This window comes from Duganella radicis (genome assembly GCF_009720825.1).
Lineage (GTDB): Bacteria > Pseudomonadota > Gammaproteobacteria > Burkholderiales > Burkholderiaceae_D > Rugamonas > Rugamonas radicis.
The window spans coordinates 1-22218 of record NZ_WNKY01000015.1; the positions used below are offsets into that span (position 1 = coordinate 1).

Here is a 22218-nt window from a genome sequence, read left to right on the forward strand (position 1 = left end):
GGCGAAGGCGGTAGCCCGCCTGGCGGCCGTGACGACGGTGGCCGGCGTGGCGGTGGTGGCGAAGGCGGCGTCGGGTGTCGCTGCCTGGCCCGGTGCCGGCAGCGTCAGCGCGGCGCACAGCGTCCACGCCGCCGCCAGCAGGCGTACGCGGAGCGGCATGGGGAAGCGCGGCAGCGCGGCTTGGCGATACGTATCCATGGCGCGCTCACAGGCATTCTTGCGTGCGCTGCACGCCTGCGATCACACCGACACAGGACCGCGCACGCGGCGCGGCGGCCAGCACGCGCGGCTTCGGCGGCGCTGGCGGCTCGGCGGCTGGCGTACCCGACGCGGGCGGCGCGACCGGCGGCGGCTCATGCGCGCCAAGCAGCGTTCCCTTGGTTGCGCCTTCGGTGGTACCCGGACGCGGGTCCACCTGATTGCGCAACACCAGCGACAGCGTGCCCACGCTGCGCGCCAGGTCCAGATTCTCGGCCTGCGCCGGCGTCACCTCCAGCGTCACCGCATTCACCACGCGCGGCTTGGTCTCATCGCGCCCCACTTCCTGCGCCACCGCCAGCACCAGTATGCGCTCCAGCACAATCTTGGAAATCGCCTTGTCATTGGACTGCGTGTTGACGATGATGTCGACAAAATTCCCCGGCAGCGCAAATCCCGCCACGCCCACCACATCGTTCACCCGCACCGTGATGGCGCGCTTGCCTTCGGCGATCAGGGCCGACAAGCCGCCCAGCGTGCCGGCCGGCGCCAGTTTGGCTTCGCTCAACGGCTCGTCGCGCAGCACACTGGTTTTCAGCACGCGCCCTACCAGCTTGCCGTGATCGCGCAGCGCGCCGCGTGGCAGGCTCTCGGCCGGCCAGTCGATCTGCTTGAGCATCTCCGGCGTCAGACGCTGGCCAAGATTGACATCCTGCGCCGCCACCACAATCTTGTTCGAAGAACCGGGCGTCTGCCGCAGCAGCCAGCGCGAAGCCAGCGCCACCGCCGCCAGTCCGAACACGATGGCCAGCGCCATCATCAACAGTGCGCGCCGGTTCTTCATGCTATTCGCGGCTCCACATCGTCGGCTGCCGCGCGCAAGTCAAAATCGGCGCCGGCGAACATGCTGATCCAGGCCTGGTCCAGCGTGGCGATGGCGAGGCGCGCCGGTTCGCCCATGAAACCGGCGAAATCCGCCACCCGGCCGACGATCTCGCGCGGATAGCAGGCCAGCAGCGGCAACCCGGCGCCCGCATGCAGCTCGTCCAGCAGATAGCGCAGCGCCGCTTCGTCATACGCCACGCCCAGGCTCAGACACTGCTGGCGCACCAGCGTGCGATAACTGGCGGCGCTCAGCGCGCCCACCGGAATCTTGTAGCCGACGCGGCGCAACGCCGCATCGTCCAGCAGCGACGACGGCGGCAAGCTGGTGGCAAACACCAGCCGCATGCGGCACGGCACCGTGAAGTGATAACCACCGGCCAGCGACAAGGCGCTGCGCTCCAGCTCCTGTGCCTGCGTAAAGCGGTTCAGCAGCTCGACCGCCGGCACGCGCTGGCGGCCCAGGTCATCGACAATCAGCAGGCCGTTGTTGGCCTTGAGCTGCGGCGGCGCGCGATAGCAGCCACTGGTGGCGTCTGGCTGCAAGTCCAGCATGTCCGCATCGAGCGATGCGTCCAGCACCACCGCCGGCCGCTGGCACAGTACCCAGCGCGGATCGCCGCTGCGCCGCTCGGGCGCCTGCTGCGCCAGGCGCGCCTGACGCGGCAAGGGTGGGCGGTGCACGGCAGGGTCGTACACCTGCACGATGTCCTGCCCCACCACCAGCGCATGCGGTACCGCCACCAGGCCTTGCGACAGCGTGCCGAGACGGCGCGCCAGCAGCGACTTGCCGCTGCCCGACGGTCCGTACAACAGCATGCTGCGCCCCGCATGCATGGCCGCACCCAGCATGCGCTGCACCTGCGGCGCCAGGAAATCGTCGCTGAATTCCGCCGCCAGTTCATCGGCGTTCAACTGCGGCGCCTGCGCGGCCAGGCGTTCGACCACGGCGCGATACGCCTCCAGCGTCACCGGCGCCGCGCCGACATACGGGCAGCGCTCGTGCCAGGCGGCGGCGCGCTGCTTGCCGGCGCCCGTCAACTGGTACTGCACGTCGATGTCGGACTCGCCGCGCCACGCCACCTCCACCACGTGCTCGGCCACCATGAAATCCAGCACCTCGCGCAGCACATTGATTGACAGATGCAGCCGCGTGGTCAGCACCGGCAGATGGCTTTTGCCGCCAAGGTAGAGCACCTTGGCGATCAGTTCGACGATCAGCTGCTGCGGCAGGCCGCTGTCGCGCACCGATTTCGGTTGCGGCGGCAGCGCGGCTTCCGGCTCGGCATCGAGCAGCTGCGTGTAGGGGGACGGCGGTTCCAGGGCTAGCATCGTTATCTCCGCAAGGAAACTAATTTCGGTGTGGAATCAAGTTTAGCCAGCCATGCTTTGCGGACATTGACGTGCAGCAAGCGCAGCTCAATGATGCTGCCAAGCGACAAGGCCTACCGTGCCGAGCGCGATCGCCACACCGTAGGGAATGCCGCCCACGCTGGCCTGCGGCGGCAACGGTACCGGCATCAGCGGCACGCCCAGCAGGCGCAGCAGCAAGGGCTTGCAGATCAGGCGCAGATTGCGCGCACTGTCGCGCCAGCGTCCGCTCCACAACAGCATCAGCAGCGCGATCGCGCCGCCGATCAGGGCCGACAACGCGGCAACTTGCAGCGCCTGCCACGGCCCGACAAACGCCCCCACCATGGCCATCAGCTTGACATCGCCGGCGGCCATGCCGCGCAGCAGATACAGGGGCAGAAATAAAAAAAGGCCGGCGAAACCGCCGGCCAGCCACAGCGACACCGACGACCCCGGCTGCCCGCTCAGCAGGTGCAGTATCAGCGCCAGCATCAGGCCGCTGAGGATGAGCACATTCGGTATCTTGCGCATGGCCAGATCTGTCAGCGCCGCTTGCGCCACCAGGCAGATCAGGATCACTTCAATCGCATTCAGCATGACGGTTCTCCCGAAAGAGCTTTCCGGCCGCGGCCGGAAAGCTCAGCTGCCGCTTACGTCGCCGCCGTGATGGAAGCGGCGATGCCGGAGAAGGCCGTGCTGATCGCCGGTCCCAGCACCGCGAAGGCGCCCACCACCACCGCCACCATGGTGGCGGCGATCAATCCGTACTCAATTGCGGTGATCCCGTCTTCCTCGCGCCCAAATTCCTTTACTGCTGCGATAATCGCGTTCATGTCGTACTCCTTTGGTTAAGTCCATCGGTAAGCCTCTGGCGCACGCCTGCCGCGCCATTGAGTTCACTATACGGACCACAGGTTTTAAAGAGTTGACGCTACGCAAGTTTTCCATGCGGAATCTTTTTAGTGGCAGATCAAGGGGAATGTAGGAAAAAGGTCGCATTATTGGGCAATGGAAGTTTTTTTTCGCACACAAGAATTGCCTCGATTGCAAAAAGCTATTATCCTGCTTAGCTGTTCTTTGGAAAGGCAAATGGACTCCCTACTGAAACACATGGTGGACATGACCGGTCACCGCGATCACACGATGCTCGACATCTCGGTGATTTCAGCGGTGCAGGAGCTTGCCCGCGCCGATCTGGTCCGTGTGTTGACCTTGGCCACCGTGCGGGGAAAGGTTTTCGTCCGTCCGCGCGCCGAGATCCTGGCCGGCGAAGCCGCGCGCATGGTGGATACGTCCTACCAGCACCATCCGGGCGAACCGATCACGACCTATCCCGCCTTGGCGCAATGCGTCGCCAATCACGAATCGAGTGCCGAAGTCGCCAACGAGGCCGACGAACACACCCTGTGGCTGCCGATCTGGCTGGGCGACAAGGCCGATACCTGCCTGGAAGTGGTCAATCCGACGCCATACACCAAGGAAACCATCCACGTCATCGGCGCGATTGTCAGCGTCTACCGCAACTTCCAGAACCTGCTGGATTACAGCGAACGCGACTCCCTGACCGGCCTGCTCAACCGCAAGACTTTCGACGACCAGTTGTCCAAGATGCTGGCCGCCTGCACCGACCAGGATGCCGTCACCCTGCCGGGCGAACCGGAGCGCCGCCACCACAGCGAAGAAGAAAAGCAATGGCTGGCGGTGGTGGACGTGGACCATTTCAAGCACGTTAACGACCGTTTCGGCCATTTATACGGCGATGAGGTACTGATCCTGATCGCCAACCTGCTCACCTCCTCGTTCCGCGCGCAAGACCGCGTGTTCCGTTTCGGCGGCGAGGAGTTTGTCGTGCTGCTGCGTTCGGCCACGCTGGACAACGCCAAGAAAATCATCGAGCGCTTCCGCATGAACGTGGCGGCGCATGACTTCCCGCAGGTGGGCAAGGTGACGGTAAGCGTGGGCTTTGTCAGCATCAGCGCGCTGGAGGCGCCGGTGATCATCCTGGGCCATGCCGACCAGGCGCTGTACTACGCCAAGAGCCATGGCCGCAACCTGGTCTGCCACTACGACGAGCTGGTCAGCGGCGGCAAGCTGCAAGCCATCGCGTCCAACGATACGGCGGAATTCTTCTAAGCCTAAGCCGCGACCGTCAGGAAGCGCATCGGGTCCACATTCCACTTGGCCGGCGATTCATGGCCGACGATCTTGTCGCCGCCGCCAAAGCCGACGCCGCGCGACAGATCCACCGTTTCCGGCTTGATGTAGACATTCTTCTTGGTGTGGAAGAACACGTTGACCTTGGGCGCCAGCAGATTGGTCTCGTGTGGCTCCACCACCACACCCAGACGCCCCGACTCCAGCAACACCATGGTGCCGACCGGATAAATCCCGACGCAGCGCATGAATTCCTGCGCGTACTGCGGGTTGAAGTGGAACTTGCTCCACTCGTAAATCTTGCGTAGCGCAGCCGCCGCCGACATGCCCTTGTGATAGCAGCGGTCCGCGGTAATGGCGTCGTACACGTCGACAATGGCGGCCATCTGCGCCAATTCGCTGATATCGTCGTTGGCCTGCTTGCTCGGATAGCCGCTGCCGTCGCGCCGCTCGTGGTGGTGCAGCGTGATGTCGAGCGGAATCGGGCCGATCTCCGGCGACTGGCGCAGGATGTTATAGCCGTCTTCCGGATGTTTCTTGATGACGGCGAATTCCTCGTCGGTCAGCGGACCCGGTTTGTTGAGGATGTGATCCGGCACCAGCGCCTTGCCGGTGTCGTGCAGCAGCCCGCCGAGGCCGGCCTGGTGGGTGATCTCGGGCGGAATGTTGCGCGAACGGCAGAACGCCACCAGCAGCGTGCACACGCTGACCGAGTGCAGGAAAGTGTAGTCATCCTTGGTCTTGATGCGCAGCAGACCCACCAGCGCGCCGGGATTGCGCAAAATCGATTCGGTAATGTTTTGCACCACCGGCTGCACGTGGTCCAGTTCAATGGCCTTGCCGAGACGGGCATCCTGCATGACGGTACGCACCAGCGTCGAGGCCTGATGGCGGATCTGCACCGCGCGCTGCATTTCCTCGGCCAGCGGCACGCGGGTCTGCACCGGCGCCTTGGCCACGATTTCGACGATTTCCCGTTCGGTGGCCGCTTGTGCTTCGGCCAGCGTGGGCGCATCCTCCACATCCAGGCCCTTGCTGCTGTCTATGACAACGTCGTGGATGCCGGCGTTGATGATCTTGCGGATTTCCTCGCCGCTGGAGATCTTGAAGCGATTACGCACGAAGGGATGGGTCATCCAGTCGCAGCTCAGGTCATGAATGTACATGCCCACTTTCAGCTGGGAAGAGTCGACTTTCTTTAACATACGTTTACCCGTCAAAATGGCGCGGTCTGCGCTAACACAGTATAACAAACAGTTTCCTACCGGGATTAAATTTACAACATGGAATTACGCCAGCTCCGTTATTTTGTTGCTATCGTCGATCACGGCTCGCTGTCGCGTGCGGCGCTGATTTTGCATGTCGCCCAGCCGGCGCTGACCCAGCAGTTGCGCCAGCTGGAAGAGGAGCTGGGCGTGCAGTTGCTGCACCGGACCGCCCAGGGCGTACTCAGCACCGATGCCGGCAAAGTGTTCTACGAACACGCCCAGGCCATCCTCAAGCAGGTGGCCGACGCCCGCTCGGCGGTGGCGCAGTCGGCCGAGCGGCCCAGCGGCAGCGTCACGCTGGGGCTGCCGCACAGCATTTCCGGCGCACTGGCCCTGCCACTACTGATGGCCACCCGCGCCCATTACCCGGAAATCAGTCTCCAATTGACCGAGGAACTGACCGGCAACCTGAGCGACCAGCTCAAGTCCGGCCGCGTCAACCTGGCGGTGCTGTTCGACGACGGCCAGCTCAGCCAGTTCGCCACCACGCCGCTGGCCGAGGAGGAACTGCAATTCATTTGCCGCGCCGACGCGGCGTATGCTCAAAGTGAGCATTCACTCACGCTAGAGCAGGCTTTGCAGGCCATGCTGATCCTGCCGGGTCTGCAACATGGCGTGCGACCGCGCATCGAAAGCGTGGCGCGCGAGGCCGGCCTGAGCGTCGGCAATGTGATTGAGATCAACTCCATCGCCATCCTCAAATCGGCCCTGCTGGCCGACATGGGCGCCACTATTTTGCCGTCCGCGCCTGTCCTGGACGAACTTCAGCGCGGCACGTTGCGTGCCCAGCGCATCCATAGCCCGCCGATTTCGCGCACCGTGGTGCTGTGTGCTTCACGCAACATTCCGCTGACCAATGCCGCTGCCGCCATCAGCCGACTGGTGCGGCAAGTCAGCGACCAGCTGTGCGCCGATGGCAGTTGGCCCGGCGCAACACCGATATAAGTTTTTCTTATACCCCTATCGGCAAACGATATTTCCGTATACGTCAAGTAGCGCCCATACTGGTCATAGAACCGCCCACCAGCGGTTAGTGGCCTGAACCTGGCATGCCCACCCGGCATCCCCCAGTTCGAGCGCGATCTGACTACAAGAACGGAGACACCACCATGCCAGACGGCAGCAGCTCGCTCACGTCCGTGAGCCTCGACGACAAATACACTTCCACCAAAGGCACCATTTTCCTGTCCGGCATCCAGGCCCTCGTGCGCCTGCCGATGATGCAGCAGGTGCGCGACAAGATGGCGGGCCTGAACACGGCCGGCTTCATTTCCGGCTACCGCGGCTCGCCGCTGGGCGGCCTCGATGAAAACCTGTGGAAGGCCAAGCCGCACCTCGAAGCGCACAACGTGCAGTTCGTGCCGGGCGTGAACGAGGACTTGGCGGCGACCGCCGTGTGGGGCTCGCAGCAGGTGGATCTGATCGGTGAATCCAAATACGACGGCGTGTTCGCCATGTGGTACGGCAAAGGCCCGGGTGTGGACCGCTGCGGCGACGTCTTCAAGCACATGAACCATGCCGGCACCTCGAAGCACGGCGGCGTGCTGCTGGTGGCCGGCGACGACCACGGCGCGTATTCGTCCACGCTGCCGCACCAGTCGGATCACATCTTCTCGGCCTGCATGGTGCCGGTGCTCTACCCTTGCAATGTGCAGGAGTATCTGGACCTCGGCATCCACGGCTGGGCCATGTCGCGCTTCTCCGGTTGCGCGGTGGCGTTCAAGGCGCTGGCCGACACGGTGGAGTCGTCGGCCTCGATCGACGCCGATCCGTTCCGTGTCGAGACCAGGATTCCGAAAGACTTCGTGATGCCGGAAGGCGGCCTGAATGCGCGCCTGTCCAGCATTCCGCTGGGCCAGCAGGCGCGCAATCAGGAAGCGCTGATGCAGGACTACAAAATCTACGCCGCGCTGGCCTATGCGCGCGAGAACAAGCTGAATCACATCACCATCGATTCGAAAGACGCCAAGCTGGGCATCATCGCCTCCGGCAAATCGTATCTGGACGTGCTGGAAGCGCTGGAAGAACTGGGCATCGATGAAGAGATGGCCGCCAAGGTCGGCCTGCGCCTGTTCAAGGTCGCCATGCCATGGCCGCTGGAGCCGGACAGCGTGCGCGAATTCGCACAGGGCCTGGACGAGATTCTGGTGGTGGAGGAAAAACGCCAGTTCGTCGAATATCAACTGAAGGAACAGCTGTACAACTGGCGCGACGACGTGCGCCCGCGCGTGATCGGCAAGTTCGACGACAAGGGCGAATGGGTGGCGCCGCGCGGCGAGTGGCTGCTGCCGCCGAAGGCCGACTTCTCGGTGTCGCAAGTGGCGCGCGTGATCGCCAGCCGCGTGGCGCGCTACATCAGCGACGCGCACATCCAGCAAGAGATCAAGAACCGCCTGACCTTCCTCGATGAGAAGGACGCGGTGCTGAAGAAGGCCATCAGCACGCCATTCCGCCCAGCCTTCTACTGCTCCGGATGCCCGCACAACACCTCGACCAAGGTGCCGGACGGTTCGTTCGCGCTGGCCGGCATCGGCTGTCACGTCATGGCCACCTCGATCTACCCTGAGTACAACAAGCTCACCACCCATATGGGCGGCGAAGGCGCGCCATGGATCGGCCAGGCCGCGTTCTCCAAAGTGCCGCACGTATTCCAGAATCTGGGCGACGGCACCTACTTCCACTCCGGTTACCTGGCCATCCGCGCGGCGGTGGCGGCCAAGGTCAATATCACCTACAAGATTTTGTACAACGACGCTGTCGCCATGACCGGCGGCCAGCCGGTGGACGGTCAGACCTCGGTGCCGATGATCGCGCAGCAGATGGCGGCGGAAGGCGTGAAGCGTATCGCGCTGGTGACGGAAGACCTGTCGCGCTATACCGATCGTTCGGCGCTGCCGTCCATCGTGTCGCTGCACGACCGCAAGGAGATGGACGCAGTCCAGCGCGAACTGCGCGAACTGCCGGGCACTTCGGTGCTGATCTACGACCAGACCTGCGCGGCCGAGAAGCGCCGTCGCCGCAAAACCGGCGCTTATCCCGACATCGCCAAGCGCATGGTCATCAACGAAGCCGTGTGCGAAGGCTGCGGCGACTGCGGCGTCCAGTCCAACTGCGTGTCCATCCTGCCGAAGGAAACGGAATTCGGCCGCAAGCGCACCATCGATCAATCGTCGTGCAACAAGGACTACTCGTGCACCAAGGGCTTCTGCCCGAGCTTCGTGACGGTGGAAGGTGGCGCGCTGAAAAAATCCAAGACCGGCGCCACCCAAAGCGATGACGGCTGGGATGCACTGCCTGTGCCCGCGCTGCCGGACTGCGAGCATCCTTACAACATTCTGATCAACGGCATCGGCGGCACCGGCGTGATTACCGTGGGCGCGCTGATGGGCATGGCCGCGCACATCGAAGGCAAAGGCGCCTCGGTGCTGGACATGACTGGCATGTCGCAGAAAAACGGTTCGGTGACGTCGCATGTGAAGATCGCCCGCACCCCTGAGCATCTGCGCGCGCAGCGCATCGCCACCGGCGAAGCGGACGTCATCCTCGGTTGCGACATGCTGACCGCTGGCGCCGCCGATGCGGTATCGAAGATGCGCCCGGGCCGTACGCTGGCCATCGTCAACCTGCACGAGCAGCCGCCCGGCACCTTCGCGCAAAACGCCGACTGGCAGTACCCAGCGGCCGACGTGCGCGCGCTGATCGAGGAATCGGTCGGTGCCGGCGCCGCCGACTTCATCGACGCCACCAAGCTCGCCACCGCGCTGATGGGCGACTCGATCGCCGCCAACCTGTTCATGCTGGGCTACGCCTGGCAGCGCGGCCGTATCCCGCTGAAAGAGGAATCGCTGCTGCGCGCGATCGAACTGAATGGCGTGGCCGTCGCCTCCAACAAGAAGAGCTTCCTGTGGGGACGCCGCGCGGCGGTGGATCTCAAGCGCGTCGAGCACACCGCCACGCCGGCGCAAGCCATCGTGGTACAGATGCCGCAAAGCCTGGACACCATCGTCGCCAAGCGCATGGTCTTCCTGACCGGCTACCAGAACGCCGCCTACGCAGACGCCTACTCGGAACTGGTGGCGCAAGTGCGCGCCAAGGAAAACTCGCTCGGCCTGGGCAACAAGCTGTCCACCGCTGTCGCCAAATCCTACTTCAAGCTGATGGCCTACAAGGATGAATACGAAGTGGCGCGGCTGTACACCGACGGCCGTTTCGTCGAACAGCTGCAATCGCAGTTCGAAGGTAACTTCAGCGTCAAGTTCAACCTGGCGCCGCCGCTGTTCGCGAGGAAGGACGCCAAGGGCCATCTGGTGAAGGCGGAATTCGGCTCGTGGATGTGGAGCGCTTTCAAAGTGCTAGCCAGGCTGAAAGGCCTGCGCGGCACCGCCTTCGACATCTTCGGCTACACCGAAGAACGCAAGATGGAGCGCGCGCTGATTGTTGAATATCGCGAGATGGTGGCGTCGCTGCTGGCCAGGCTGAATGCGGACAACCACGCCACCGCCGTCGATCTGGCCGCGCTGCCGGAGAAAGTGCGCGGCTTCGGCCATGTGAAGGAAAAGGCGGTCGCCACCTTCCGCACCGAAAAAGCGCGCCTGATGGCACAGTACATATAATGATTAAAAAAATATAAGGGACACCAATGAACGATCTCTCGACCCCGAAAATCGCGGCTGTGGACGACCAGCCGCGCGTCAAGAACAAGGTTCGCTTCGTTACCGCGGCCTCGCTGTTCGACGGCCACGACGCGTCGATCAACATCATGCGCCGCATCCTGCAATCGAATGGCGTGGAGGTGGTACACCTCGGCCATAACCGTTCGGTGGATGAAGTGGTGACCGCCGCGCTGGCGGAAGACGTGCAGGGCATCGCCATCTCCAGCTACCAGGGCGGCCACGTTGAATATTTCAAATACATGATCGACCTGCTGCGCCAGCGCGGCGGTGCGCACATCAAGGTATTCGGTGGCGGCGGCGGTGTGATCGTGCCGCACGAAATCGAAGAGCTGCATGCCTACGGCGTCACCAAAATCTTTAGTCCGGAAGATGGCCAGCGCATGGGCCTGGTCGGCATGATCCAGTGGATGGTGCAGCAGTGCGACATCGACCTGTCGCCATACTCGCCAACCTCGCTGGCGCCGCTGCGTGAAGGCGATATCGCCGCGCGCCATCGCCCGCTGGCGCAGTTGATCACCGCCCTGGAGAACGACAAAGCCGCGCCGGCGCTGCGCACCGAGCTGCTGGCGGCGGCCGAAGACCTGCCGGTGCCCACGCTGGGCATCACCGGCACCGGCGGCGCCGGAAAATCCTCGCTGACCGATGAACTGATACGCCGCGTCCGCCTCGATCAGGGCGATGCGCTGAACATCGCCGTGATCTCGATCGACCCATCGCGCCGCAAATCGGGCGGCGCGCTGCTGGGCGACCGTATCCGCATGAATGCCATCAATCCATGGGCCGGCCAGTCGCGCGTGTTCATGCGCTCGTTGGCCACGCGCGAAGCAGGTTCCGAGATTTCGCAGGCGCTGCCGGACGTTATCGCCGCCTGCAAGGTGGCCGGCTTCGATCTGGTGATCGTTGAAACCTCCGGCATCGGCCAGGGCGACGCCGCCATCGTGCCGCACGTGGATGTCTCCATGTACGTGATGACGCCGGAATTCGGCGCCGCCTCGCAGCTGGAAAAAATCGACATGCTCGATTTCGCCGACTTCATCGCCATCAACAAATTTGACCGCAAGGGTGCGCAAGACGCGCTGCGCGACGTCGCCAAGCAGTACCAGCGCAACCGCGAACTGTGGAGCAAGCGTCCGGAAGAGATGCCGGTGTACGGCACGCAGGCCTCGCGCTTCAACGACGATGGCGTGACCGCACTGTATCAGGGCCTGCTGCCGCGCCTCGTGCAACTGGGCCTGCGCGCGCAAGCGGGCAAGCTGATTGCGGCCGATGTACGCCACTCCAGCGGCAAGAACGTCATCGTGCCGCCGGCACGCGCGCGCTACCTGGCGGAGATTGCCGACACCGTGCGCGGCTACCACCGCTTCACCCGCAAGCAAGTCACGCTGGCGCGCGAACGCCAGCAGTTGAGCGAATCCAAACGCATGCTGGCCATCGCCCACAAAGCCGCCGATTTCGACGACCTGATCGCCGAGCGCGATGCTGAAATGGACGCCAGCGCCAAAAAGCTGCTGGCGCAATGGCCCGACATGCAAGCCGCCTACGCCGGCGACGACTACGTGGTGAAAATCCGCGACAAGGAAATCCGCACCCGCCTCGTGCAGCACACGCTGTCCGGCACGCGCATCCGCAAGGTGGCGCTGCCGCGTTATGAGGACCATGGTGAAATCCTGCGCTTCCTGATGCTGGAAAACGTACCGGGCTCCTTCCCCTTCACCGCCGGCGTGTTCGCCTTCAAGCGGGAGGGCGAAGATCCAACCCGCATGTTCGCCGGCGAGGGCGATGCCTTCCGCACCAACCGCCGCTTCAAGCTGGTCTCCACCGGCATGGACGCCAAGCGCCTGTCGACCGCGTTCGACTCGGTGACCTTGTACGGCGCCGATCCGGCGCTGCGTCCGGACATCTACGGCAAGGTTGGCAACTCGGGCGTGTCGATCGCCACGCTGGACGACATGAAGGTGCTGTACGACGGCTTCAATCTGTGCAGCCCAAGCACCTCGGTATCGATGACCATCAACGGCCCGGCGCCGACCATCCTGGCGATGTTCATGAACACCGCCATCGACCAGCAGATCGACAAATTCGTCGAAGAGAACAAACGCCAGCCTAGCGCCGACGAAGCTTCGAAGATCAAGGCATGGGTACTGCAAAACGTGCGCGGCACCGTGCAGGCGGACATCCTGAAGGAAGACCAAGGGCAGAACACCTGCATCTTCTCCACCGAGTTCTCGCTGAAAGTGATGGGCGATATCCAGGAGTACTTCGTGCACCATCAGGTGCGCAACTTCTACTCGGTGTCCATCTCCGGCTACCACATCGCCGAAGCGGGCGCGAATCCGATCTCGCAGCTGGCGTTCACGCTGTCGAACGGCTTCACCTTTGTGGAGGCCTACCTGGCGCGCGGCATGCACATCGACGACTTCGCGCCCAACCTGTCGTTCTTCTTCTCGAACGGCATGGACCCGGAATACACGGTGCTGGGCCGCGTGGCCCGTCGCATCTGGGCCGTGGCGATGCGCGACAAATACGGCGCCAACGACCGCTCGCAAAAGCTCAAGTATCACGTGCAGACCTCGGGCCGTTCGCTGCACGCGCAGGAGATCGACTTCAACGACATCCGCACCACGCTGCAAGCGCTGATCGCCATCTACGATAACTGCAACTCGCTGCACACCAATGCCTACGACGAAGCCATCACCACGCCGACCGACGAATCGGTGCGCCGCGCACTGGCGATCCAGCTGATCATCAACCGCGAATGGGGCCTGGCCAAGAACGAAAACCCAAACCAGGGCTCGTTCATCATGGACGAATTGACGGATCTGGTGGAAGAAGCGGTGCTGCAAGAGTTCGAGCGCATCGCGGAGCGTGGCGGTGTGCTGGGCGCGATGGAGACCGGCTACCAGCGCGGCAAGATTCAAGAGGAGTCGATGCTGTACGAGCATCAAAAGCACGACGGCACGCTGCCCATCATCGGCGTCAACACCTTCCGCAATCCGAAAGGCGCGGCGGCGCCAGCGCAGATCGAGCTGGCGCGTTCCACCGACGATGAGAAGCAATCGCAGCTCAAGCGCCTGGAGGACTTCCACGCGCGCAACGCGGCCAGCGCGCCACAAGCGCTGGCCGCATTGCAGCAAGCCGCCATCGACAACGCCAACGTCTTCGAAAAACTGATGGACGCCGTGCGGGTCTGCTCACTGGGCCAGATCACCACCGCCCTGTTCGAAGTCGGCGGCCAGTATCGCCGCAATATGTAAAGCTGTCGCTCTACTTCAACTTCCCGGCGCCCGCACTCGCGGGCACCGCGGTCAGCGTTGCCGTGGCGCTTTGCAGCGTGTAGGCATACGGCGGCGTCCACACATTGGCGCCGGTCGGCTGCGCATAACCACACTGCCCATCCACCGCGTTCGTGCCCGACTTATCGCTGGTGAACACATGGCCCGATGAGCGGAAGCCGATGAAGCTCTTGCCCTTGATGGCTTTGCCGCAGAACTCAGCCAGTTTAAGACCGGTGATGTTGTAATACTGGTTCTCCAGCAGCATGTTCGAGCGATACCGCGCATCGCTGCCGCTTTCAAACTTGATGTCTGTGTTCGTGGTCGAGGTGCTACCTGAGATCAGGTTGTTGAACATATGTACCTGGCCATAGCGGTTCAGCGGCAGCCGGGTCGTCGCCCCATCCCACCAGTTGCCGCTGAAGGTCACATGCAGACGCCCCTCGTCGCTCCACGCGCGGCCGGAGTCACCATTTCCCACCAGCGTGGTCTTGTGGTGCTTGCCGAAGTAGCTATTGGAGATCGTGACATAGTCGCTGCCACGCACCACGTCCAGCGCACCGTCGTGACGCGTGTCGTAAGTGCCGGTCGCCAGCGAATCGGGCGTATCGCCGTCGCTGATGGTGAGATGGTCAAGATAGATGTTCTGGCCGCGCGAGACGGTCAGGCCATCGGCGTAGGCGTTATCGGCGTCCTCGGGATTCACATCCCACGGCGTATCGATGACCAGGTTGCGCACGATGACGTTACGGGTCCAGGTGGGATAGTCTTCGCCGTCCTTGCCGTCGGCAATCCACTTCTTGAAATCCGCCTCGGGATCTCCGCCGGCGGTCAGCGGCAGCTCGCCGCCTATCAGCAACGCGGTGCCGGTAATGCGTGCCGGCCGGCCTTGCGCGTCATTGATGCCAACCAGCGTGGTGTTGGACGGCAGCGCAATCGAACCGCCATATTTCTGGTCCGAATAGCTGGTGTATTCGCGGAAGACGGTGTTGTTCTGGCTCCAGCGCAAATCGATATGGCCAATCACGCGAATGATCTTGGGATCGTTGCCGGCTTCATTGATGGCGGCCACCAGTTGCTGGCCGTTGTACACCGTGTAGACGCGGTTCGCAATGGCCGAGCCGCCACCAGTCACCAGCACGGGGCCTTTGCGCGACTGGGCGTGCCAGCCGGTGGCCGGCGCCGGGTCGCGCTCGAATGTGAGGACGCCGCCGGTCGGATCGGCCGCGGCAAACTGCCATGCCGGCAGCTTGGGGGCGGCCGCATAGCTGGCGGGATCGTGCAATCCGTCGACCAGCACGGGCGCCGAGTAATTGCGCACGCCGTACTGGGCGACCTGCAAAGGCGTGCTGGCGCCGACCAGGGTTTTGGCGTCGATGGCGGCGGCGTGCACGGAGGAAGCCAGCAGCATGCCGGCAACAGCGAGTGGATATTTCATGGTTGTCTCCAATATTGAACATCACTGTGAGCTCGCGACAATCCATACCCGCGTGTCTATACCTTGCCGATGGCAAAACGGGACAGCTTACGGGAGGGTACGGATCAATATTCGGTCATCCAACCGGAATGACCGAAGCAGGCACCTTGCGTACCTGCCGCCTTTGCGAAGAGGACCGGGAAGCCGAGTTCGCGCTGGTCAGGAATCGGCGGCGAAAAAAACCACGCCGCCAACAATGAATAAATACTAATCCTGCTTAAAAAATTATGCAACTACGTGAAGTGCGGCCCCGCGCCTTGCCGCGCCAGCCCGTCATCGGCGTTGCGCAAGGGGCAGGCTTTGAGCGACAGGCATCCGCAGCCGATGCAGCCGTCCAGTTGATCGCGCAACTGGGTCAGCGTCTTGATGCGATCTTCCAGTTCCTGTTTCCAGGCGGCGGACAGCCGGCGCCAATCGGCGACAGTGGGCGTGCGGCCCGAGGGCAGCGCATCCAGTGCCCGCGCAATCTCCGCCAATGGCAAGCCGACGCGCTGGGCGACTTTGATGACAGCGATGCGGCGCAGTACGGAGCGCGCGTAGCGGCGCTGGTTGCCGCTGGTGCGAACGGAATGTATCAGTCCCTTGGCTTCATAAAAATGCAGCGTGGAGACGGCGACACCGGCCCGCTCCGCCAGCTCGCCCACGCCTAGTTCCCTGGATATCATAAATTCGCTTGACCTCAAGTTAAGTTGAGATTTTATAGTATGCTCACATTCACTGCTGAAGGACACCATGAAATTCATTAACCCCACCAGTCTGTATGACCCGCGTCCCAATGGTTATAGCCACGTCGTCGTCGCCGAAGCACCGGCGCGCATCATCTATATCGCCGGCCAGGGCGGCGAGAATGCGGATGGCGAGTTGTCGGCAGATTTCAAAACACAGGTGGAGCAGGCGCTGCGTAATCTGCAAACCGCGCTGGATGCCGCAGGTGCGCGTCACACGCATGTCGGCAAAGTCACCGCGTTGATAGTCGATCACAGCGAGGCAAGGCTCGCCATTTTCAGCGCCGCCTTGCGCGCCATGTGGGGCGATGAACCGGCACCTGCCTGCACACTGATACCGGTGCCGCGTCTGGCCCTGGACGGCATGCTGTTTGAGATTGAAGCGACCGCCGTGCAGCCAATGGGAGACGAGATTTACTGAGCGTGGCAAGCCGCCGCGCGATAGAAGTAGTAATTGCCAAAATTGAGGAACTCGCTCTTGTCATTGAAGCGGTAAGAAATCTCCCGTCGCTTCTGGTCAAATCCGAGCAGACCGTCATGTTTGGATAGCTGTTCCCTGAACACCTCCGCAGGGAACGGCTCCTTGCCGCCCAGCGTGATAATCAAAATATCGCCATCCGCGCGCCGCCACGTGGCCGGGCTATAAAACGCAAAACCGCCACGGAACACCAGACCGCCATCCGCTTGCAACAGCATGCACATGGTCGGATACTCCGTGCCCGTATTCTCCAGCACCAGAGGCGCAGCGGGACGCTGCACACTGGCACAGCCGCCGATCAACAACGCAAAGCTAACGTAAGCTATATAAGTTCTCATACACCATTATCCCGAGCCACCCCAACAGCAACAGTGCGCAAGCTCACTTTGGCGCAACCTGTCTGACCGGGCCGACGGTGGTGCCTTCCAGCAGAATGGGTTGCCATAATTCGTGCAGTTCGCTGGCGGGGGTGCCTTCGACCAGCGATTGCAGCATGGCGACCATGCGGGCGCCGGCGCGGCGCGGATCGGGCTGGTCGACGGTGGTGACGTTGATGCCCGACAGCGTGTCGGCCATATTGCCCCAGACGATGACGGAAATCTCTTTGCCGATTTCCACGCCCGCATCCAGCAGCGCGCGCATGGCGCCGACGCCGGACAGGTGGTTGTCGACGATTACCGCCGTCGGCCGCGGCGAGCAGGCCAGCAGCTGTTGCATGGCCTGGTGGCCGCTGCGCCGGTCCAGCGTATTGTCGATCAGGTAGCGCGTATCGATGCCCAGACCGGCCGCAGACATGCACGCCGTGAAGCTGTCCTTGCGCTGCCGCGCGAAGTTCAATTCCAGCGGTGCGCTGATCAGGGCCACGCGCTGGTGGCCCAGCCCCAGCAGGCGCTCCATCGCCATGCGGATGCCGGCCTCGTTGTCGTAGTCGAACCACGCATACGGCGCGTTGAGCTCCGTGCGTCCGTGCGCGACAAAGGGAAACTTGGCTTTGCTGAGGAAGGCGATGCGCTCGTCGCGCACCAGCGTGCGCCCCACCACCAGGCCATCGACGCGCCGTCCGCGCACGATCTGCTGGTACGAGCGCTGCTCCGCCGCCGGCGACACCGGCGCAATGATCAAACTCTTGGAGACCTCTTCCAACGCGGCCGACATGCCGGCCATCACCTCCAGGAACATGGAGTCGCCCAGATCCGCCGGTTGCAGCGGATAGATGATGCCGAACACGTTGGTGCGCCCCAGCGCCAGTGAACGCGCCATCGGATTTGGCTGGTAGCCAACCTCCTTGGCCGCCTTCAACACGCGCTCGCGGGTGCGCACATTGACCTCAGGGTAACCGTTTAACGCGCGGCTCACCGTGGTCTTCGACATACCAAGATGATTTGCAAGATGCGCGAGGTTCATGGCCGATCGTTCAATGTTGACCGCTGATTATAGCGGCAGGGTCGAAGCCACCGCCACCGTCATCGACTGCTCTTTTGAAGAAATACAACATCACCAGGACAATTGTGATGGGCACCAGCGTCAGATAGAAAGCAAAATGACCATTAAAATTGCCAAATACATAACCAGTGATCAGCGAGCCGGTGGTGCCGCCCAATGCTGAAAAAATCACCAGCAGGCCGGTCATGGCCGAGTGCTGATTTTTTGGCAAGGAGCTCAGCATCACCGAGTTGATGCCGGGGTAAATCGGCGCCATGAACAGGCCGATCAGCGGGAACAGGAAGGTCGCCAGCGGTGCTGTGGCCCAGGTGATGTGCGGATCGGCCACCACGTCGTGGGTAAGCGGCAGCGCCAGCAACACCATGGCGGCCATGCCGATCACGCAGGCATTCATCACCGGATACCAGTTCAGTTTGCGCATCAACACGCCGGCCGACAGGCGACCCACGGCCAGGCAGGCGGCAAAGATGCTGGTCACCTCCACGCTCATCGCCGCCGGCAGCTTGAGGATTTCGTTGTTGAAGGTCGGAAGCCAGGTGCCGACGCTTTGCTCAATCAGCACGTACAGGAAGGCGGTGATGACGAACACGCACACCAGCGGCTTGAAGAACAGCTTGAGCATGGCGGCGAAGTCCTGCGCGATGCCGCGCCCTTCCGGCAGCGCGGCCATCGATTCGTTGAAGGGCGTGGACAGGATCAGCACGAAGGTCAGCATGCACAGCACGGCCAGCACCCAGTACACATGCAGCCAGCTTTGCGACAGCGGATCGTGCGAGTCGATGAAGTAACCGAACACCCAGTAGGCGCTCAACACGCCCAGCATGAAGAAGCCTTCCAGCAGATTCATGGTGCTGGCGTGCTGTTTGCGGTCGGCCGCGATCAGGCCGAGTGTGGAATACACCGATACCTTCACCAGCGCGAACGATACGCCGACGCAGAAGAACAAGGCCTTGGTGGTGGCGAACGACGGCAGCACCGGCATCGCCACGCAAGCGGCGGTGACGATGGCCAGGCCAATCAACATGGCCTTCTTGTAGCCGATGCGCGGCAGGAAGGAGGCCACTAAAAACGACACCACCGCAATCGGCAGGTCTTTAAAGCCTTCCAGCACGCTGGCGGCGGATTTGCTCACGCCGTAGTTGCCGATCACTTGCAGGATCACCGTGCCCACGCTGTTGAGCAGGATGGCAAAGACGAAGTAGACCAGGAATAGTGCGAATAGAATCTTATTGTTCTTCATGCTGCTGTCTCCGTTGTTGGTCTTAGTAAGCGGCGAGGTTGAATTCTTTCAGGCTTGTTATCACCACGTCCGCTTCGGTCAGCACGAAGGGATGGCCTATCCCCAGCGCGAACATGCCTGCTGCCTTGATGGCTGCCACGCCGGCCACCGCGTCTTCCACGCCAAGGCAGTCGGCCGGTGCGACGCCCAGTTCGTGCGCGGCGCGCAGGAAAATTTCCGGGTCAGGCTTGCCGCGCGCGATGGTGGCGGCGTCCACCACGTAATCGAATTTATCGGTGATCCCCAGGCGGCCCAGTACCGTAAAGGCGTTCTTGCTGACCGAGGCCAGGCCGATGCGCAAACCGGCGGCGCGCACCGTGTCCAATGCGGCCACCGCGCCGGGCAGCAGATCGGCGGCGGACATGGTGGAAATCAGTTCCTGATAGTGGCGGTTCTTGACGTCGGCCAGCGCCAGCTTTTCCTCCGGCGTGTATTGACGCGACGCCGAGGCGAGGATCAGATCCAATGAGCCCATGCGGTCGATGCCTTTCAGGCTCTCATTGAACTCGTGATCGAAATGCACACCCTGCGATTCCGCCAGCTGCTTCCACGCGAGGTAGTGGTAGTGGGCGGTATCGGTAATCACGCCATCCAGATCGAAGATGACTGCTTTGAAGCGGCTCAGCGGTTGATTCATTCAAAGCTCCTTGATTGCTTTGGTTGCGACAGGCTTAACGCGACCGACTCGCCGCCGTGCGTAAAGGACAAAGATTCGCCTTGCAGCAGGCGGTATTCAACGCGGCCCGCTTCCACATGCACTTCCAGCAGGGCGCCACGGAAGTGGATCTTGAAGGTGTAGTGCTGCCACTGCTTCGGCAGTTGCGGCGCGAAGTGCAGTGCGCCGCCGGCCACGCGCATGCCGGCAAAGCCATACGCCACGCCCAGCCAGGTGCCGGCCATGGCCGCCGTGTGCACGCCGTAGTGGGTGTTGCCGTGCGTGTCGTCCAGATCGAGACGCGCGGTCTCCATGAAGTAGTGATAGGCCTTGTCCTGATAACCCACTTCCGCCGCGATGATGCCGAAGATGCAGGAGGACAGCGAGGAATCGTGCGTGGTCACCGCTTCGTAGTAATCGAAGTCGCGGCGCTTGTCCTCCAGCGTGAACTGATCGCTGAGCAGCAGCAGCGCCAGCACCACGTCGGCCTGCTTGCACACCTGATGGCGGTAGATCACCATCGGGTGGTAGTTCAGCAGCAGCGGATAGTTTTCCTTCGGCGTGTTGGCGAAATCCCACACTTTCTTGGACAGGAAGCTATCGTCCTGTGCGTGGATTTGCAGCGCTTCGTCGTACGGGAGGCGCATCAGCGATGCGGCACGGCGCCACTCGGCCGGCTCGCTCACGTCCAGCGCCATGGCGGCGGCGATGCGGGCGAATTCGGATGGCGCCTGCGCCTGCAACTGCTCCGCGATGGACGCCGCGAAGTTCAAATGCATCCGCGCCATGGCGTTGGTGTAGTAGTTGTTGTTGACCAGCGCCGTGTATTCATCAGGACCGGTCACCTGGTTGATGCAGAAGCGGCCCTCGCGGTCGTACGAACCGATACCGGTCCAGATGCGCGCCGTCTCCATCACGATTTCCGCGCCGGCCTTCAGCAGATATTCCTGATCGCCGGTGGCATCCATGTACATCTTGATCGAGTACGCGATGTCGGCGTTGATGTGATACTGCGCGGTGCCGGCCGGGAAGTAGGCCGAGCACTCGTCGCCGGCGATGGTGCGCCATGGGTACAGCGCGCCTTTGTCGTGCGACATCTGGCGCGCGCGTTCGCGTGCTTTCGGCAGGCCGGCGTAGCGGTACTCCAGCAGCTTGCGCGCGATCTCCGGCTTGGAATACAGGAAGAACGGGAAGATGTAGATTTCCGTGTCCCAGAAATAGTGGCCTTCGTAGCCTTCGCCGGTCACGCCCTTGGCGGAGATGTTGGTCTTGCCGTCGCGGCCCACCGATTGCAGCAGGTGGAACTGATTGAAGTGCATGCCTTGCTGGAGCGCGTCGTCGCCGGCGATCTGCACGTCGGCCTGCTGCCAGAAGTCGGCCAGGTACTGTTCCTGCGACAGGCGCAGAACGTCGAAGCCTGCGGCGGCGGCGTTGGACAGCGTGTCTTGGCTGCGCCACATCAGGTCTTTCGCATCATAGTCGCGCGAGGAGTAGTAGCTGCCGTACTTGGTCAAGGTGACGGTCTGGCCGGCGGCCAGCGCCAGCGACCAGCTTTGCGTCAGGCGCTGGCCGTCTTGCGCGCTCACGGCCGGCAGGTCGGCGCTCAACACCGACTCGGTGGCGCTGATCAGCGTGAAGCCGCTGTTGTGGGTCTTCTGCACCAGCGCCGAGAAGCCGTTGGCCTGTTCGCTGTCCACCAAATGCAGCGTCGGGCCGGAGATGGCCGAGCCGACGCGCGGATCATCGCCCGCTTCCTGATTCTTCACCGCGCCGTCCAGCGCGGACACCAGACGCGCCGGTCCTTCATAGTTCAGCGAGGTCACCTCGAATTCAAGCGCGAACAGGTGCTTGTTCTCGAAGCTGACCATGCGGCGGCTGCGCACGCGCACGCCGCGGCCTTGCGGCGAGGTCCACTCCACCACGCGCGTCAGCAGGCCGGTGCGGAAGTCCAGCACGCGCTCGTAGGTCTGGATAGAGCCGGTCAGCAGATCGAAGCGCTCATCGCCCAGCCACAGCTCCACGCCTTTGGCGTTCGGCACATTCAGCATGAATTGGTTGACCTTGGCCAGACCGTACGCCGCTTCCGGATACTGGATAGGCTCGGACTCGTAGAAGCCGTTCAGGTAGGTGCCATCCAGCGAGGTGCCGGCCGGGCCGCCATAGCCCTCTTCGGCGGTGCCGCGCAAGCCGATATAGCCATTCCCCAGCGCGAACAAGGTCTCGTCGAGGAAGTGGGATGCGGTGTCAAAGCTGGTCTCGCGGATGCACCAGGCTTCAAGAGGATAAGTGTGTTGTTGCACAGCGAATTCCTTAGAAAAAGCGATTCAAAGCGGTTTGAATTTTGAAAAACAGCGGTTTTTG

At 62.7% G+C, this 22218-nt stretch carries 18 protein-coding genes; 5 read left to right on the plus strand and 13 right to left on the minus strand.

Features of this window, described 5'->3' with window-relative positions:
- The 5 genes from GM676_RS15075 to GM676_RS15095 form a co-directional block, all read right to left on the minus strand.
- Positions 1-198: hypothetical protein (locus GM676_RS15075; RefSeq protein ID WP_211923237.1), on the minus strand; the 198-nt coding region annotated here is incomplete at its 3' end.
- 7 nt (positions 199-205) lie between these two features.
- Positions 206-1042 carry a Flp pilus assembly protein CpaB gene (gene cpaB / locus GM676_RS15080; RefSeq protein WP_155464479.1) on the minus strand — a complete coding sequence of 279 codons (837 nt, stop codon included), beginning with the start codon at positions 1040-1042 and terminating at the stop codon, positions 206-208.
- Positions 1039-2412 carry a DUF8689 domain-containing protein gene (locus GM676_RS15085; protein ID WP_155464480.1) on the minus strand — a complete coding sequence of 458 codons (1374 nt, stop codon included), beginning with the start codon at positions 2410-2412 and terminating at the stop codon, positions 1039-1041. The genes cpaB and GM676_RS15085 overlap by 4 nt, the downstream gene beginning before the upstream one ends.
- Positions 2413-2499: 87 nt before the next feature.
- Entirely contained in the window at positions 2500-3030 is a 531-nt protein-coding gene (locus tag GM676_RS15090) for an A24 family peptidase (protein WP_155464481.1), read from the minus strand.
- A 53-nt stretch (positions 3031-3083) separates the two neighbouring features.
- On the minus strand, positions 3084-3266 hold the full coding sequence (locus GM676_RS15095) for a Flp family type IVb pilin (protein ID WP_155464482.1): 183 nt from the start codon (positions 3264-3266) through the stop codon (positions 3084-3086).
- Positions 3267-3522: 256 nt separating this feature from the next.
- On the opposite strand from GM676_RS15095, the gene GM676_RS15100 reads away from it, so the two are divergent.
- Positions 3523-4566 (plus strand): GGDEF domain-containing protein, encoded by a 1044-nt coding sequence (locus tag GM676_RS15100; protein WP_155464483.1) that lies wholly within the window; start codon positions 3523-3525, stop codon positions 4564-4566.
- A 2-nt stretch (positions 4567-4568) separates the two neighbouring features.
- Here GM676_RS15100 and GM676_RS15105 read toward each other — a convergent pair whose 3' ends face one another.
- Complete coding sequence (locus tag GM676_RS15105) at positions 4569-5792, minus strand: HD-GYP domain-containing protein (RefSeq protein WP_155464484.1); 1224 nt, start codon at positions 5790-5792, stop codon at positions 4569-4571.
- Positions 5793-5870: 78 nt separating this feature from the next.
- Between GM676_RS15105 and GM676_RS15110 the strand changes: the two genes are divergently transcribed.
- The 3 genes from GM676_RS15110 (at position 5871) to icmF (ending at position 13782) form a co-directional block, all read left to right on the plus strand.
- A complete protein-coding gene (locus tag GM676_RS15110) occupies positions 5871-6800 on the plus strand; it encodes a LysR substrate-binding domain-containing protein (protein WP_155464485.1) in 930 nt (309 codons plus the stop codon).
- Positions 6801-6964: 164 nt separating this feature from the next.
- Complete coding sequence (locus GM676_RS15115) at positions 6965-10468, plus strand: indolepyruvate ferredoxin oxidoreductase family protein (protein WP_229262703.1); 3504 nt, start codon at positions 6965-6967, stop codon at positions 10466-10468.
- A 26-nt stretch (positions 10469-10494) separates the two neighbouring features.
- Positions 10495-13782, plus strand: coding sequence for a fused isobutyryl-CoA mutase/GTPase IcmF (gene icmF / locus GM676_RS15120; protein ID WP_155464487.1), 3288 nt, complete (start codon positions 10495-10497; stop codon positions 13780-13782).
- 10 nt (positions 13783-13792) lie between these two features.
- Here the strand turns inward: icmF and GM676_RS15125 are convergent, their stop codons facing one another.
- Together GM676_RS15125 and soxR are read right to left on the minus strand one after the other, a co-directional pair.
- Positions 13793-15238 (minus strand): pectate lyase family protein, encoded by a 1446-nt coding sequence (locus GM676_RS15125; RefSeq protein ID WP_155464488.1) that lies wholly within the window; start codon positions 15236-15238, stop codon positions 13793-13795.
- Positions 15239-15510: 272 nt separating this feature from the next.
- Positions 15511-15942: a redox-sensitive transcriptional activator SoxR gene (gene soxR / locus GM676_RS15130; protein ID WP_155464489.1), complete on the minus strand. Its 432-nt coding sequence runs from the start codon at positions 15940-15942 to the stop codon at positions 15511-15513.
- Between the two features lie 67 nt (positions 15943-16009).
- Between soxR and GM676_RS15135 the strand changes: the two genes are divergently transcribed.
- On the plus strand, positions 16010-16423 hold the full coding sequence (locus GM676_RS15135) for a RidA family protein (RefSeq protein WP_155464490.1): 414 nt from the start codon (positions 16010-16012) through the stop codon (positions 16421-16423).
- On the opposite strand, the gene GM676_RS15140 is transcribed toward GM676_RS15135, so the two are convergent.
- The 5 genes from GM676_RS15140 to GM676_RS32955 are packed head-to-tail and all read right to left on the minus strand — an operon-like array spanning position 16417 to position 22157.
- Entirely contained in the window at positions 16417-16818 is a 402-nt protein-coding gene (locus GM676_RS15140; RefSeq protein WP_155464491.1) for a hypothetical protein, read from the minus strand. The genes GM676_RS15135 and GM676_RS15140 overlap by 7 nt on opposite strands.
- A gap of 43 nt (positions 16819-16861) precedes the next feature.
- Entirely contained in the window at positions 16862-17884 is a 1023-nt protein-coding gene (locus tag GM676_RS15145) for a substrate-binding domain-containing protein (RefSeq protein ID WP_155464492.1), read from the minus strand.
- 10 nt (positions 17885-17894) lie between these two features.
- Positions 17895-19163, minus strand: a complete 1269-nt coding sequence (locus GM676_RS15150) for an MFS transporter (protein WP_155464493.1) — start codon at positions 19161-19163, stop codon at positions 17895-17897.
- Between the two features lie 22 nt (positions 19164-19185).
- Complete coding sequence (gene pgmB / locus GM676_RS15155) at positions 19186-19839, minus strand: beta-phosphoglucomutase (protein ID WP_229262704.1); 654 nt, start codon at positions 19837-19839, stop codon at positions 19186-19188.
- Positions 19836-22157 carry a glycoside hydrolase family 65 protein gene (locus tag GM676_RS32955; protein ID WP_371866247.1) on the minus strand — a complete coding sequence of 774 codons (2322 nt, stop codon included), beginning with the start codon at positions 22155-22157 and terminating at the stop codon, positions 19836-19838. Before GM676_RS32955 ends, pgmB begins: the two co-directional genes overlap by 4 nt.
- Positions 22158-22218 lie beyond the last annotated feature (61 nt).